General features: G+C 70.6%; 12 protein-coding genes. 7 read left to right on the top strand and 5 right to left on the bottom strand.

Annotated features, from left to right (window positions below):
• The first annotated feature begins 171 nt into the window (after nt 1-171).
• Genes AOK11_RS30570 through AOK11_RS30555 form a run of 4 tightly spaced genes read left to right on the top strand, consistent with a single transcriptional unit; the run spans nt 172 to nt 3714 of the window.
• A complete protein-coding gene (locus AOK11_RS30570; protein ID WP_055596940.1) occupies nt 172-1296 on the top strand; it encodes an ABC transporter ATP-binding protein in 1125 nt (374 codons plus the stop codon).
• The gene (locus tag AOK11_RS30565; protein ID WP_055596939.1) at nt 1293-2000 is read left to right on the top strand and encodes an ABC transporter permease; all 708 of its coding nucleotides are present in this window, start codon (nt 1293-1295) and stop codon (nt 1998-2000) included. The genes AOK11_RS30570 and AOK11_RS30565 overlap by 4 nt, the downstream gene beginning before the upstream one ends.
• Nucleotides 1997-2701, top strand: coding sequence for an ABC transporter permease (locus AOK11_RS30560; RefSeq protein ID WP_055596938.1), 705 nt, complete (start codon nt 1997-1999; stop codon nt 2699-2701). Before AOK11_RS30565 ends, AOK11_RS30560 begins: the two co-directional genes overlap by 4 nt.
• 56 nt (nt 2702-2757) lie before the next feature.
• A complete protein-coding gene (locus AOK11_RS30555; protein WP_055596937.1) occupies nt 2758-3714 on the top strand; it encodes an ABC transporter substrate-binding protein in 957 nt (318 codons plus the stop codon).
• A 129-nt stretch (nt 3715-3843) separates the two neighbouring features.
• On the opposite strand, the gene AOK11_RS30550 is transcribed toward AOK11_RS30555, so the two are convergent.
• The 5 genes from AOK11_RS30550 to AOK11_RS30530 form a co-directional block, all read right to left on the bottom strand.
• A complete protein-coding gene (locus AOK11_RS30550) occupies nt 3844-4440 on the bottom strand; it encodes a GTP-binding protein (RefSeq protein WP_055596936.1) in 597 nt (198 codons plus the stop codon).
• Entirely contained in the window at nt 4427-4786 is a 360-nt protein-coding gene (locus AOK11_RS30545; protein ID WP_055596935.1) for a DUF742 domain-containing protein, read from the bottom strand. The genes AOK11_RS30550 and AOK11_RS30545 overlap by 14 nt, the downstream gene beginning before the upstream one ends.
• 1 nt (nt 4787) lies before the next feature.
• The gene (locus AOK11_RS30540; RefSeq protein WP_055596934.1) at nt 4788-5216 is read right to left on the bottom strand and encodes a roadblock/LC7 domain-containing protein; all 429 of its coding nucleotides are present in this window, start codon (nt 5214-5216) and stop codon (nt 4788-4790) included.
• 50 nt (nt 5217-5266) lie between these two features.
• Nucleotides 5267-7804: a sensor histidine kinase gene (locus AOK11_RS30535; RefSeq protein ID WP_055596933.1), complete on the bottom strand. Its 2538-nt coding sequence runs from the start codon at nt 7802-7804 to the stop codon at nt 5267-5269.
• A gap of 186 nt (nt 7805-7990) precedes the next feature.
• Nucleotides 7991-9004, bottom strand: coding sequence for a substrate-binding domain-containing protein (locus AOK11_RS30530; RefSeq protein ID WP_055596932.1), 1014 nt, complete (start codon nt 9002-9004; stop codon nt 7991-7993).
• A 683-nt stretch (nt 9005-9687) separates the two neighbouring features.
• Between AOK11_RS30530 and AOK11_RS30525 the strand changes: the two genes are divergently transcribed.
• From AOK11_RS30525 to cyc2, 3 genes are all read left to right on the top strand, one after another.
• Nucleotides 9688-10335: a ScbR family autoregulator-binding transcription factor gene (locus tag AOK11_RS30525; protein WP_055596931.1), complete on the top strand. Its 648-nt coding sequence runs from the start codon at nt 9688-9690 to the stop codon at nt 10333-10335.
• A gap of 120 nt (nt 10336-10455) precedes the next feature.
• On the top strand, nt 10456-11634 hold the full coding sequence (locus tag AOK11_RS30520) for a damage-control phosphatase ARMT1 family protein (RefSeq protein WP_055596930.1): 1179 nt from the start codon (nt 10456-10458) through the stop codon (nt 11632-11634).
• A gap of 163 nt (nt 11635-11797) precedes the next feature.
• On the top strand, nt 11798-13993 hold the full coding sequence (gene cyc2 / locus AOK11_RS30515; RefSeq protein WP_055596929.1) for a germacradienol/geosmin synthase Cyc2: 2196 nt from the start codon (nt 11798-11800) through the stop codon (nt 13991-13993).
• Nucleotides 13994-14278 lie beyond the last annotated feature (285 nt).

The following is a 14278-nucleotide window of genomic DNA, read 5'->3' as shown; positions in this document are numbered from 1 at the left end:
CGGTCGGGACGTCCCGACCGGCGGACGGTCGTGCCGGGGACGAGGGACACGGGAGGCACGGACAACGCGTTCCCCTGGCGATGTCGGAGGTGCCGTCTACACTCGACCGGCGGCAGACCGCGCGGCCGTCTCGGCCAGAAGTTTCCAGCCACCCGAAGGGCATTCGGCGTCTTGATACGGATCGAATCAGTCACGAAGCGCTATCCGGACGGCACGGTGGCGGTCGACCGGCTCTCCCTGGAGATTCCCGACCGCTCGATCACCGTCCTCGTCGGACCGTCGGGCTGCGGCAAGACGACCACCCTGCGCATGATCAACCGCATGGTCGAACCCACCGAGGGAACGATCCTGCTCGACGGTGCGGACATCCAGCGGCAACCGGTCACCACCCTGCGCCGGTCCATGGGATACGTCATCCAGAACGCCGGACTGTTCCAGCACCGCACCGTCGTCGACAACATCGCCACCGTGCCCCGCATGCTCGGCTGGGGCAAGCAGCGGGCCCGGGAGCGGGCGGCGGAGCTGATGGAGCGGGTGGGCCTCGACACCGCCATGGCCAAGCGGTACCCGTACCAGCTCTCCGGCGGTCAGCAGCAGCGCGTCGGAGTGGCGCGGGCGCTTGCCGCGGACCCGCCGGTGCTGCTGATGGACGAGCCGTTCTCGGCCGTCGACCCGGTGGTCCGCAAGGGCCTCCAGGACGAACTCCTGCGGATCCAGGAGGAGCTGGGCAAGACCATAGTCTTCGTCACCCACGACATCGACGAGGCGGTCAAACTCGGCACGATGGTCGCCGTCCTGCGCGAGGGCGGCCGGCTCGCCCAGTACGCACCGCCCGCCGAGCTGCTCTCCGCCCCCGCGGACGCGTTCGTCGAGGACTTCCTCGGCGCCGACCGGGGCATCCGGCGGCTCTCCTTCCTCACCACCACCGCGCTGGAACTGGCCACCGACACCGTGATCCCGCCGGACGCCACCGCGGAGCGGATCGGCGCGGCCGACGCCGCCCACCTCCTGGTGACCGACGACGAGGGGCGCCCCCTCGGCTGGTCCGAGCCGCGCCGGCTGACCGCCGGGGAGATCCGGCCCGACCAGCTCCTGCCGTACGGCCGGCCGTTCGTACCCGGCGTGGACTCGCTGCGGGTCGCGCTCGACTGCGCCGTGCTCTCCCCGACCGGCTGGGCCGTCGCCGTGGACGACACCGGCCGGGTGCGGGGAGTCGTCTCCCAGCAGACCATCGGCGACGCCATCCGCACCGCGCACCGAGTCGGCCGCACCGGTGACGAGAAGGTCGCCGGATGAGCGGCTTCTTCGACATCCCCAGCGACCTCCAGCACAGCTGGGCCGGCCTGATCGGACTGCACCTGAGGGAGGCGCTGATCCCGGTCGCGGCCGGGCTGCTGCTCGCGCTGCCCGTCGCCCAGCTGTGCGGCCGCTTCCGCTGGCTGTACCCGCCGGTGCTCGGCCTGACGACCGTGCTGTACGCCATCCCGTCCCTGGCGTTCTTCGTCGTCCTCATCGACTACACCGGCCAGACCGAACTCACCGTGATGATCCCGCTGGCCCTGTACAGCCTGGTGGTGCTGATCCCGGCGATCGTCGACGGCGTGCGCTCGGTACCGGACGAGACCCTGGCCGCCGCCACCGCCATGGGCTTCGGCCCCGTACGGCGCTACACCCAGGTGCAGCTGCCGATCGCCGCGCCCGCCGTCATCGCCGGCCTGCGGGTCGCCACCGCGTCCAGCATCTCCCTGGTCAGCGTCGGCGCCCTGATCGGCAACCAGGGCGCCCTCGGCAACCTGCTCGCGGCCGCGCAGAAGTACGACCGGCCCGAACTCGCGGTCAACGCCGTGATCACCATGGCCGTCCTGGCGATCCTGTGCGACGCCCTGCTGGTCCTGCTCCGGGTCCTGCTCACGCCCTGGATGCCCCGCGGCGCACAGCCCGGGACCAGGTCCGCCGCGGGTCCGGGGAAGTTCCGGGAAGCCGAGGCCGAGGCCCTGTGAACATCTTCGACTTCGCCCACGCGTTCTTCGGCGACAGCGCCAACTGGCAGGGCTACGACGGCATTCCGCAGCGCTTCCTCGAACACCTCCAGTACTCGCTGCTGGCGCTCGCCGTCGCCGCCGCGATCGGCCTGCCCGTCGGCCTGCTGACCGGGCACACCGGCCGTGGCGGGAACGCGCTCGCCTTCATCGCCAACGCCGCCCGCGCCCTGCCCAGTTTCGGCCTGCTGGTGCTGGTGGTCCTGCTGATCGGCTTCGGCCTGTTGCCCGTGATGATCCCGCTGGTCGTCCTGGCCGTCCCGCCGATCCTGGTGACCACCTACGAGGCCGTCCGCACCGTGGACCCCTCCCCGGTGGACGCGGCCCGCGGCATGGGCATGCGCGAGTCGCGGATCCTCTTCCAGGTCGAGGTGCCGGTGGCGCTGCCGCTCATCCTCAGCGGACTGCGCTCGGCGGCCATCCAGATCGTGTCGACGGCCACCATCGCCGCGTACGTCAGCCTCGGCGGCATCGGCCGGTACATCATCGACGGGCTCTACCAGCGCGACTACGAGAAGGTGGTCGGCGGCGCCACGCTGGTGGCGTTCCTGGCGCTCGTCACGCTCGTGCTGTTCTGGGCGGCGGGACGATTCGTGGTGTCCCCGGGGGTGCGCAGGCGAGAGGGTCGCGCGAAGGATTCCCGCGCACGGACCGCCGAGTGACAACCGTGATCCGGCCGCGCTTGACGGAGAGTGAAGCGGCTGGATTGGATCGGTGGATGACTTCTACCGCGAAGAGCAGCTGGTCCAGGACGAGGCACACCGGTGCGGCGGCCGTCGCGCTCACCGCCGCGACGGCCCTGCTCGCGGGTTGTTCGTCCGGCGGCACCTCCGACAACCCCCTCGAGGAGGAGAAGGCGGAAGCCGGCACCGTAGTCGTCGGTTCCAACAACTTCGCCGAGAGCACCCTGCTCGCCGACATCTACGGCGAAGCACTCAAGGCCAAGGGCCTCAAGGTCACCTACAAACACAACATCGGCAGCCGGGAGACGACCTACGGTCTGATGAAGAACGGCTCCATCACCGTTCTGCCCGAATACAACGGCTCCCTGCTCGCCTACCTCGACCCCGAGGCCGAGCAGGAGTCCCCCGACGCCGTCAACACCGCCGTCAAGGCCAAGCTCGACAAGAAGCTGACGCTGCTGGACCCGTCGCCGGCCGAGGACAAGGACTCCGTCAGCGTCAACGCCGAGACGGCGAAGAAGTACGAACTCACCGCGTCGTCCACCCTCGCCGACCTCAAGGACGCCGCACCGGAGCTGGTGATCGGCGGCTCGCCCGAGTTCCAGACCCGGCGCCAGGGCCTGGAGGGACTGAAGTCCGTCTACGGGCTGGAGTTCAAGTCGTTCAAGGCGCTGGACGCGGGCGGCCCGCTCACCCAGGCGGCCCTCGCCCAGAACGAGGTGCAGGCGGCGGACATCTTCACCACGGACCCGACGATCGTGAAGGAGAAGTTCGTCGTCCTGGGGGACCCGGAGAACCTCTTCGGTTTCGCCAACGTGACCCCGCTGGTCCACAAGGACGCCCTCTCCCCGGAGGGTGTCGACGCGCTCAACGAGGTCTCCGCCAAGCTGGACACCGAGACCCTGCTCGACCTGGACGCCCAGGTCCAGCTGGACAAGAAGGACCCACTGGACGTGGCGAAGGCCTGGCTGGAGTCGGCCGGGCTGGTCTGACGGGCCGTCCCCGGACGCTCCGTCGGGCGAAGGTTCCTCCGGGGTGACGATTCCTCCCCGAGCGGGTGGGGGTGAAGGTGGGGCGCGGTCCGCGGAGGGCCGCGCCCCACCCGCGTTCCCCCCCACGCCTCACCCCGTCGGCGCGGCGGTGGCGATCAGCCGGTCCAGCAGGGCGATCAGCACGTCCCTGGACGACGTCCGGTCCCGTGCGTCGCACAGCAGCACCGGCACGCCCTCGGGCAGCGTCAGCGACTCCCGGATGTCCTCGACCGGGTACGGGTGCTCCCCGTGGAAGCCGTTCACGGCGATGACGAACGGGATGCCCCGGCGCTCGAAGAAGTCGATCGCGGCGAAGCTGGACTCGGGCCTGCGCACGTCGATCAGGACCACCGCGCCCAGCGCGCCGAGGGACAGGTCGTTCCACATGAACCAGAACCGCTGCTGGCCCGGCGTGCCGAACAGATACAGCACGAGGTCGTCGGAGACGGTGATCCGGCCGAAGTCCAGCGCCACGGTGGTGGCACGTTTCTCCTCGATGCCCTCGAGGTCGTCGACGCCGAGGCCCGCCATGGTCAGCGGTTCCTCGGTGCGCAGTGGGGCGATCTCGCTGACCGAGCCGACCATGGTCGTCTTGCCCACGCCGAAGCCCCCGGCGATCAGGATCTTGACCGTGTCGGGTGCCGGACGCTCGGTGGGCGCCGGAGCGGTGATGTCAGAGCCGGCCAAGGCCGTCCCTCACTTTCTGCAGCAGATCCAGGTCCGGTTTGGTGCGGGTGACGTGGTGCGGCGGGCGGACGGTGATCCGGCCCGCCTCCAGCAGATCGCAGAGCATGATCACGACCACGCTCATCGGGAGGTCGAGACGCGCCGCGAGCTCCGCCACCGCGAGGGGCCCCGCGCACAGCCGCAGGATGCGTGTGTGCTCGGGCTGGGGCCGGGCGGCCTCCACGGGCTGGGGCTCGACCGTCGTCACCATCGTGATGAGCGTGAAGTCGGCGCGGCTCGGCCGTGTCCGGCCACCGGTCAGGGTGAACGGTCGGACGAGCCGGCCCGCGAAATCGCCTTCGGCCACCTCATGCGCCGGAGTCGGAGGGGCCTGTCGTACCCCGGGGCGCCGCGCTGAGGTGCTCGCCGATCTTCTTCACCAGCATGTTCATCTGGTACGCGACCACGCCGACGTCCGCACCCGGGCCGGTGAGCACCACGAGATGGGCACCGGGCCCGGCCGAGGTGAGGATCAGATAGCTGTTGGCCATCTCGATGAGCGCCTGGCGCACCGGGCCGCCGCGGAAGTCCATGCTGACGCCCTTGCTGAGACTCATCAGCCCGGACGCGGTGGCCGCCAGACGTTCCGCGTCGTCGCGCAGGAACCCGGTGGACTTGCTGACCACCAGCCCGTCCTCGGACAGGACCACGGCCTGGTTCACGTCGGCGACCCGCTCCACGAGTCCGGTCAGCAGCTGATCGAGCTGAGTGTGAGTGGCGGGTACGGGGCGTGTCATGACTGTGTTCCTTCTTCGGCGTTCGGTGTTCGGTGTTCGGCGTTCGGTGTTCAGCGGTCGGCGGGCGGTGTCGAGAGCTCTCGGGAGGGGGCCGTCACCTCTGCGGGTACTCCGGAGGATTCCGTCGCGTCGTCGTCCGCGGCGGGTGGCGCGGCACCGGCACGGGCGTCTCCGTCGTCGTCGCGTGCCTCGGACGTGCCGCGCTGGAAGCCGGCGAGGGATGAGGCGGCGTGTTCCGCCGTGAAGCTCGCTGCGTCGTCCTCGACGGGCGGCATCACCGCCTCCTCGCGGAGTTCGGCGGCCAGGCTGGTCTGCGGCACCCTGCGGGGGAGAGGCGTGAGCCCGTTCGCCCGGGGTGCGGACGAGGGAGCGGCGGCCGGGCGGGCGGAGATCCGTTGGGAGGCCCCGGACCGGGACGGCAGCGCCGGCACTTCCCCGGGAGCCCGTGTGTTCCCGGTGTCCGCGATGTTCGTGTCGGGTGCCGGGTCGGTGCCGTCGGTCCCGTGCGTCGGGTTCGCCGCGTCCGTGGCGTGCGTGGCTTCCCCGACGCCGGTGGCGGTGTCGCCGAGGGCCCCCGGGGCCGTGCTGTCCGTGCCGTCCGCCCGGCGGTGCCCGTTCGTCGCGCCGGCGAGGGCGGGTGCGGCCTCCCGGGGTGTGCCCGGGGCGTCCCGCACCACGATGGCGTGCGGGATCAGCACGATGGCGGTCGTCCCGCCGTACGGCGACGGGCGCAGGGTGACGGTGATGTCGTGCCGGTGGGCCAGCTGGGAGATCACGAACATGCCGAGCCGGAGGTCGTCGGCGAGCGCCACCACGTCGAACTGCGGAGGGCTGGCCAACTGGGTGTTGATCGAGGCGTAGTCGTCCTCCGACAGGCCCAGGCCGCGGTCCTCGATCTCGACGGCGAGGCCCTTGGCCACCAGCGCGGCGCGCACTTCGACCGGGCTCGGCGCGGGCGAGTACACCGTCGCGTTGTCGATCAGCTCGGCCAGCAGGTGGATGACGTCGGCCACCGCGGGCGGAGCAAGCGCGACCTCCTCGTCGGTGTGCACCTCCACCCGCTGGTACTCGGCGACTTCACCGACGGCGCTGCGCAGGATGTCGATCAGCGCGACCGGCTCGCTCCACGAACGGCCGGGCCGCTCACCGCTGATGATGACCAGGTTCTCCTCGTACCGTCGCAACTGACTGGCCGTGGAGTCGAGTTCGTACAGTCCCTTGAGGACCTCGGGGTCGGTGTGCGTGCGTTCCAGCAGGTCGAGCTTGCTGAGCTGGAGGTTGACCAGGTTCTGGCTCTGGCGGGCGATGCCCAGGATGACCTTCTGGAAACCGCGCCGGGTGTCGGCGAGTTCGACCGCCGTGTGCACGGCGGTGCGCTGCGCCGTGTTGAACGCCTGAGCGACCTGGCCGAGTTCGTCGTAGCCGTAGTCGAGGGGCGTGATCGCCGACTCGGCGTCGACCTTCTCGCCCCGTTCCAGCCGCGCCACCACGTCGGGCAGCCGCTCCTCGGCCAGGCTGAGGGTGGCCATGCGCAGCCCGCGCAGTCTGAGGGACAGGGAGCGGGTGATCCGCCACGACATGCCGACGCTGAGCAGCAGGGCGACCAGTCCGACGGCGCTGAGCGAGGCCGCGGTCAGCAGCATGCTGCGGGCCTCGTCGGCGCTGCGGGTGAGCAGCGCGCCGGTCTGTTCCTCGATCAGGGCGGCGTACTGGGGTGCGACCTTGTCCAGAGCGGCGTCCCACCGCTTCTGTGCGTCCGGCAGGCTGATCCTCCGGTCCTCGGCCGTGGGACGGGAGTCGCGTACCTCGTCCTCGACCTCCTGCAGGGTCTGCCACTCGGGGCTCTGCAGGATCTGCTCGGCCTGTGTCTTGGTGCTGCCGCGCAGGAACGGCACGATCTGGGCCTCGACCAGCCAGCGGCGGGTGGTGACCAGCTCCGTGAAGGTGGCCCAGGACTCGTCCTCGAGCTCTCCGGACGGCCAGGCCAGGGTGAGGTGCGCGTTCTCCTGGGAGAGCACCTCCGCCGCCTGCTCCAGCGAGACCAGCGGTCCGGCCTGGGAGGTCAGGTCGCCGTCGTCGACCTGCGACAGCTGCTGGAAGGCGTGGATCTGGTCCTGGATGATCGAGGAGTAGTGGTCGAGCGCCTCCTCGGCGGTGATGTCGCTCGGCTTGTCCACCTGGTTCCGGTAGTACTCCAGGCTGCCCACCGAACCCAGCACCGAGTACAGCGGGTCCGACACGCGGGCCGGCGCCTCGGCGATCGCGTCGGCCTGTCCGACCAGTCTCGCCACCGCGGCGTCGGTCTTCTCGCGCTGCGCGTCGAGGGCGGCCCGGGAGTCCTTCGGCGAGGCCAGCCAGGTGGCGGTCAGCCCGCGCTCCCGCTGCAACGCCAGGGTCGCGTCGGTGCCCATCGCGCCGGTCGACCGGCTCAGCTCCGTCTGGGAGCGGAGCCGCAGCCCCTCCGAGAACATCTGGATCGTCGTCACGCCCCACATGGCGGTGAGGGTGACGGTGGGAACCAGTGCCAGGAGGACCAGCGAGAGACGTATGGAGCCGAGACGGCGCCGGGCACCTGTCCGTGGAGACATCGTCGTCCTAGAGCGGTCGGATCATCGGAAATGCGGGCAGAGGGCAGGAGGGGGACGGGCTGCGGACGCGTGCGGAGGGCGTGCGTCCGGTACGTCACAGGTGATGCGCAGGATGCTATCCGCACAAGTGACCGTACGGTCCGTTCGTAACCGAATCTTTGGGTACGTCCTCACCGGATGTGTCCGTCACCGGGTGCCGTTGGCGGCGAACTCCGCGACCGAGGCCGCGTTGTTCTTCGTGACGAACGCCGGCCCGGTGAGCACGGGCGACACCCCGCCGCCGCTGATGTTGCCGTTGGTCCGGTACAACCACAGCGCGTCCACGGAGAGATAGCCCTGGAGATAGGGCTGCTGGTCGACGGCGAACTGGATGTCACCGCCGCGGACGGCGTCCACCAGCTCCTCGGTGAGGTCGAAGGAGGCGACCCGCGCCCCGGTGTCCGCCTTCTTGGCGGCCTCGGCCACGAGGAGGCCGTACTGCGCGCCGTTGGCGACGACCTCGTCGATGGTCGGGTCCTGCCGCAGCGTCGCGGTGACGATGCCGGAGACGGCGCGCTCGTCGGAGCCGTCCACGTAGAGGTTCTCGAACTTGCCGTCGAACGTCTTCCGCATGCCGGCGCAGCGCGCCTCCAGTCCGACATTGCCCCGCTCGTGGATGACGCAGAGGGCGTTCTTGGCCTTCAGCTCGTTGAGCTTGTTGCCCACGGCCTGGCCCGCGACGCCGTCGTCCTGACCGAAGTACTCCAGCAGCCCCGACGACTTCCAGGCGTCGATACCGGAGTTGAGCCCGACGACGGGGATGCCCGCCTTGCGCGCCTCCTCCACCGGCCCCTTCATCGCCTGCGGCTTGGCCAGCGTCAGGGCGATGCCGTCCACCTTGTCGCGGACGGCGTTGCGCACGAGCTCGGCCTGCCCCTCCGGGTCCGCGTCGCTCACATACGTCAGGTTGATGCCGTCCTTCGCGGCGGCGGCCTCGGCGCCCTTCTTCACCCGGTCCCAGAAGATGTCGCCCTCACCGCCGTGCGTGACCATCACGACGCTCATCCCGTCGCCGGCCGCACCCGCGCTCCCCGAGTCCGAGGAGCCGTCGGCCGTGTCGAAGACGGAACAACCGGTCGCCATCAGGGCGACGGCTGCCGCCAGTGCCGCGAGGCGGACGGGCCGTCTCGGGAAACCATGGGCCGGGGGACGAGTGTTCATGAGGGAGCGGACCTCGCTGTACGCCGAGCTGGAGGAGGGAAGGGGGACGAGAACAGGGGACGTGAGCAGGGGCGGAGCCGCAGCGTGTACGCCGATTGGATGACTCTCGCTGGGACGGGAGCCAATCGCGTCTTGCTACTGGTAGTCAAGTGAACAGCCACGTGAAGTGAGACGATGCTGCCGCATTGTGATGAACGGTGAGTTCTGAGGTGACAGGGGCGGAAGGCACCCTTACGCATCGAACCACGTGGACGGTACGGAACCGGCTCCGCGGCGCCCGGACGGTCGGGCATCGATCAACATCCCCCGGGTTCCCGGGTGTTCACGGGTGCGCGCGGGCGGCATACGGCACCCGGACGGCCGGGCCTCCTCGCGCGGGACGCCAGGCGGCTCCGCACCTTCCCGCTCCCCCGGCCCACCGGACGCCCGGCCGTGCGCAACAGCCCTTCCGGTTGCGACGAGTTCCCCTTGAGACCGCTCGTCGTTCTCTTTCGCCCGCACACCTGCCACACTCAGATACCGGACGCGCTGTTTTCTTTCCGCGCCCGTAGTCGATGTGCCGGATGTATGCCGCGCCACGGGGCGAACCGGTGTGATGAGCACAGTCACAGGGTGAGTTATCGTGTACGCGCAGTAAAAACAAACGGCATGACCCGTTCCTTTTCGGCCCAGGAGTTCAGTCCATGGCGAGGCAGGTACGCGCCGAGCAGACCCGCGCGACGATCATCACGGCCGCAGCCGATTTGTTCGACCGGCAGGGCTATGAATCGACCAGTCTCAGCGACATCGTCGAGCACGCCCACGTCACCAAGGGAGCCCTGTACTTCCACTTCGCGGCGAAGGAGGACCTGGCCCACGCGATCCTGGAGCTCCAGTCCGCCACCTGCCGCAAGCTGGCCAGGGACACCGAGGTCCGGGGCCACACCTCCCTGGAGGCGCTGATGCGCCTCACCTTCGGCATAGCCCGTCAGTCGGCCGAGGACCCCGTCCTGCGGGCCGGGCTCCGCCTCGCCACCGGCGGCACCCGGCCGCGCCCCCCGCTCAGCCATCCGTTCACCGAGTGGATGGACCTCGTCACCGCCCGACTCACAGGCGCGGTCAAGGAGTCCGACGTCCACCCCGAGGTCGACATCGACGTCGTGGCCCACTCCCTCGTCTGCTTCTTCATCGGCACCCGCGTCGTGGGCCGCTCCCGGGAACCCGTCGCCCGGCAGCCCCGCCGCACCGCCGAGATGTGGCAGATCCTTATCCGGGGCCTGGTCCCGGTGACCCGCAGGGCCCGCTATCTCAGTCTGGCCGCCCGGCTGGAGCGGGAGATCGCCCCCGTCTGACACCCGGCTGCCGCTTCCGCCGGCCCGCCGGCACCCCCTGCCGGGGCGGTTTCCCCGGCCCCTCCGTCCCGTCGGCGGGGTCGATCCCGCCGCCCGGCGCCGCGCGTTACGGTGAGCCGCATGCCCGACACCCCCACCGCTCCCGTGATCCTCGGCAACCGGCCCGGCTCGTTCCCGCACAGCGTGCTCGCCGAGCGGCACCCCGCGATCATCCGGCAGGTGCGCGACGCCTTCCCGTACGAACCCGAGCAGCAGCGCGCGCTCGACGCTCTGCTGGCCAACTGCACCGAGGGCACGATCGAACCCCTCCCCGCCGACGCCCACGACCGGGAGCGCTGGACGGCCTGGGGGATGGACGCGTACGCCGGACAGTCCTGGTACGACGTGCCCTGGTTGTGGTCCGAGAGCTGGTTCTACCGTCAACTGCTGCAAGCGGTCGGCTACTTCGGCATCGGCCCCTGGCAGGGCATCGACCCCTTCCGCCCCTCCAAACACGCCGAACTCGACTCATCCGTGACGGACGACGAACTCGCCGCGCTCGACGGCCTCGCCGGCCGGTCCGCGGACGAACAGGGGCAGGCCCTGCTGCACGGCTCCCTGTGGGGCAACCGCGCCGACCTCGGCTTCCGGCTCTCCGCCGAGGGAACCGAACTCGCGGCAGCCGTCCCCGCGCTGGTCGCCGACGACAGCGAGAGGCTGTGGTCGCTGCTGGACGCCTCCCGCGCGGGCACCCTCGTCCTGGTCGCCGACAACGCCGGACGCGAACTCGTCCCCGATCTCCTGCTCATCGCCCACCTGCTGGACCACGGCACCATCGGCCGGGCGGTGCTGCACGTCAAGCCGTACCCGTACTACGTCTCCGACGCCACGACCGCCGACGTCGTCGACGCGCTGCGCCGACTGGTCAAGGCCCGGGGAGCGGCGGCCGGTTACGGGCGCAGGCTCTGGGACGCCCTGTCCGACGGCCGGCTCGTCCTCCGCGCCCACCCGTTCTCCTGCTCACCGCTGCCGTACGAGGAGATGCCCGACGACCTCCGCGCCGACTTCGCCCGGGCCGCGCTCACCGTCGTCAAGGGCGACCTCAACTACCGCCGCCTGGTGGGCGACCGGACCTGGCCGCCCACCACACCCTTCAGCGACGTCACCGGCTATTTCCCCGGCCCGGTCGCCGCCCTGCGCACCCTGAAGTCCGACGTCGTCACCGGACTGGCTCCCGCAACGGAGAAGGCACTGGTCGCGGCCGAGGAGCAGCGCTGGCGCACCGGCGGCACCCACGCCCTGATCCAGGTACGGGCGTAGCGATCCGCACGTCCGTACCGGAGTGGCGGCGTCGCGCAGTCGGCACTCCCGCACCGGCACTCCCACATTCCGGCATTTCAGCATTTCAGGGAGGGTTCACGCGATGGTGTGATCATGTCCGGGCCGGTGGATGCCGTCCCGGGCCCACGGGTAGTGCCGGGCCATGACCCAGCCGTTCGTACTTCCGCACTTCTACCTGCCGCACCCCGCGCGGCTGAACCCGCATCTCGAGGAGGCCCGCGCCCACTCGTCGGTGTGGGCGCGCGAGATGGGCATGCTGGAGGGATCCGGAGTCTGGGAGCAGGCCGATCTCGACGCGCACGACTACGGCCTGCTCTGCGCCTACACCCACCCCGACTGCGACGGGCCCGCCCTCTCCCTGATCACCGACTGGTACGTGTGGGTCTTCTTCTTCGACGACCACTTCCTGGAACTGTTCAAACGCAGCCAGGACCGGGAGGGCGGCAAGGCCCACCTGGACCGGCTGCCGCTGTTCATGCCGCTGGACCCGGCGACCCCGGTGCCCGAGCCGCAGAACCCGGTCGAGGCGGGCCTCGCCGACCTGTGGGCGCGCACCGTGCCCGCGATGTCCGAGGACTGGCGCGCCCGATTCGCCGTCGCCACGGAGCACCTTCTCAACGAGTCGTTGTGGGAGCTGTCCAACATCAACGAGGGGCGGATCGCCAACCCCGTCGAGTACATCGAGATGCGCCGCAAGGTGGGCGGCGCCCCGTGGTCGGCGGGGCTCGTCGAGTACGCGACCGCCGAAGTGCCCGTCGCCGTCGCCGGAACCAGGCCGCTCAGGGTGCTGATGGAGACGTTCTCCGACGCCGTGCACCTGCGCAACGACCTGTTCTCCTACCAGCGCGAGGTCGAGGACGAGGGCGAGAACAGCAACGGCGTCCTCGTCCTGGAGACCTTCTTCGGCTGCACCACCCAGCAGGCCGCCGACACCGTCAACGACATCCTCACCTCGCGGCTGCACCAGTTCGAGCACACCGCGTTCACCGAAGTGCCCGCGGTCGCCCTGGAGAAGGGCCTCGCCCCGCACGAGGTCGCGGCCGTCGCGGCGTACGCGAAAGGGCTGCAGGACTGGCAGTCCGGCGGCCACGAATGGCACATGCGCTCCAGCCGGTACATGAACGAGGGCGCCCGGCGGACCACCCCGTGGGCGGGCCTGTCCGGAGCGGGCACCTCGGCCGCCGACGTGCGCGGACTGCTCGCCGCCGCGGGCGCGACGGGGGCACTTCCCACGTCGTCCAGGCAGCGGGGGAGACTGCGGGCGCACACCCATGTGCCGTACCAGAAGGTCGGCCCGTCCCTGATCCCCGACATCCGCATGCCGTTCCCGCTCACGCTCAGCCCGCACCTCGACGCCTCCCGGAGCGCCCTCGTCGACTGGTGCCACCGGACGGGCATCCTGAGCGAAGGCGTGTGGGACGAGGACAAGCTCGAGGCCTACGACCTCGCCCTGTGCTCCGCCGGACTCGACCCGGACGCCACCCCCGAGGCCCTCGACATCAGCGCGCAGTGGCTCGCCTTCGGCACCTACGGCGACGACTACTACCCGCTCGTCTACGGCCATCGCCGCGACCTGGCCGCCGCCCGGCTGACCACGGCCCGCCTGTCCGACTGCATGCCCGTCGACGCCGAACCGGTGCCCCCGGCGGCCAATGCCATGGAACGGGCCCTGGCCGACCTGTGGGCCCGCACCACCGCGGGCATGACACCGGAGGCGCGGGTCCCGCTGAAGAACGCCGTGAACGTCATGACCGAGAGCTGGCTGTGGGAACTGGGCAACCAGATCGTGCACCGCGTGCCCGACCCGGTCGACTACCTGGAGATGCGCCGGCAGACCTTCGGCTCCGACCTCACCCTCGGCCTGTGCCGGGCGGGCCACGGCCCCGCCGTCCCGCCCGAGGTCTACCGCAGCGGCCCGGTCCGTTCCCTGGAGAACGCGGCGATCGACTACGCCTGCCTCCTCAACGACGTCTTCTCGTACCAGAAGGAGATCGAGTTCGAGGGCGAGGTCCACAACGCGATCCTCGTCGTGCAGAACTTCTTCGGCTGCGACTACCCGAAGGCGCTCGGCATCGTCCACGACCTGATGAGCCGGCGCATGGAGCAGTTCGAGCACGTCGTGGCACATGAACTACCCGTGCTGTACGAGGACTTCGGGCTGTCCCAGGAGGCGCGCGCGATCATGCGGGACTACGTGCTGGACCTGCAGAACTGGATGGCGGGCATTCTGCACTGGCACCGCAGCGTGAACCGCTACAAGGACGCGTGGCTCTCGGGCCGGACCCACGGCTTCCTGCCGGGGCGCACACCCGCGGTGCCCATGGCCACCCGCACCTGAGGGGAAATCAGTCTCACTCTTTCGTGGCTCGTCGGCCCCCGTCGATCCGGGTAGCACTCCGGCGGAGGCGATCCATGGAACAGACTGCGTTGCGACCCAAGCCGATGCCCGGCCGTGGGGCGGCCGGCGCCGGAGACACGGGCGGGGGCGCGGACCGGAACGGGAGCGGGGATGGGCCCGGGGCCCGGTGCGGTTCCGGCCGGCCGCGTTCGCATGCCGCGCGGCGGCGGGGGCGGCGGCTGAACACCACACTGCTCGCGATGCTCCTCGGCACCGTTCTGGTGC

The organism is Streptomyces hirsutus (assembly GCF_001418415.1).
Classification (GTDB): domain Bacteria; phylum Actinomycetota; class Actinomycetes; order Streptomycetales; family Streptomycetaceae; genus Streptomyces; species Streptomyces hirsutus.
Note: the sequence above shows the minus strand (reverse complement) of the source record. Positions and strands in the feature narration are given on the sequence as shown.

What these genes read in the sequence shown, in the direction of transcription:
- AOK11_RS30565 (WP_055596939.1), top strand. Translation starts at nt 1,293, where the DNA reads ATGAGCGGCTTCTTCGACATCCCCAGCGACCTCCAGCACAGCTGGGCC.
- AOK11_RS30555 (WP_055596937.1), top strand. Translation starts at nt 2,758, where the DNA reads ATGACTTCTACCGCGAAGAGCAGCTGGTCCAGGACGAGGCACACCGGT.
- AOK11_RS30540 (WP_055596934.1), bottom strand. Translation starts at nt 5,216, where the DNA reads ATGACACGCCCCGTACCCGCCACTCACACTCAGCTCGATCAGCTGCTG.
- AOK11_RS30535 (WP_055596933.1), bottom strand. Translation starts at nt 7,804, where the DNA reads ATGTCTCCACGGACAGGTGCCCGGCGCCGTCTCGGCTCCATACGTCTC.
- AOK11_RS30530 (WP_055596932.1), bottom strand. Translation starts at nt 9,004, where the DNA reads ATGAACACTCGTCCCCCGGCCCATGGTTTCCCGAGACGGCCCGTCCGC.
- AOK11_RS30525 (WP_055596931.1), top strand. Translation starts at nt 9,688, where the DNA reads ATGGCGAGGCAGGTACGCGCCGAGCAGACCCGCGCGACGATCATCACG.
- AOK11_RS30520 (WP_055596930.1), top strand. Translation starts at nt 10,456, where the DNA reads ATGCCCGACACCCCCACCGCTCCCGTGATCCTCGGCAACCGGCCCGGC.
- cyc2 (WP_055596929.1), top strand. Translation starts at nt 11,798, where the DNA reads ATGACCCAGCCGTTCGTACTTCCGCACTTCTACCTGCCGCACCCCGCG.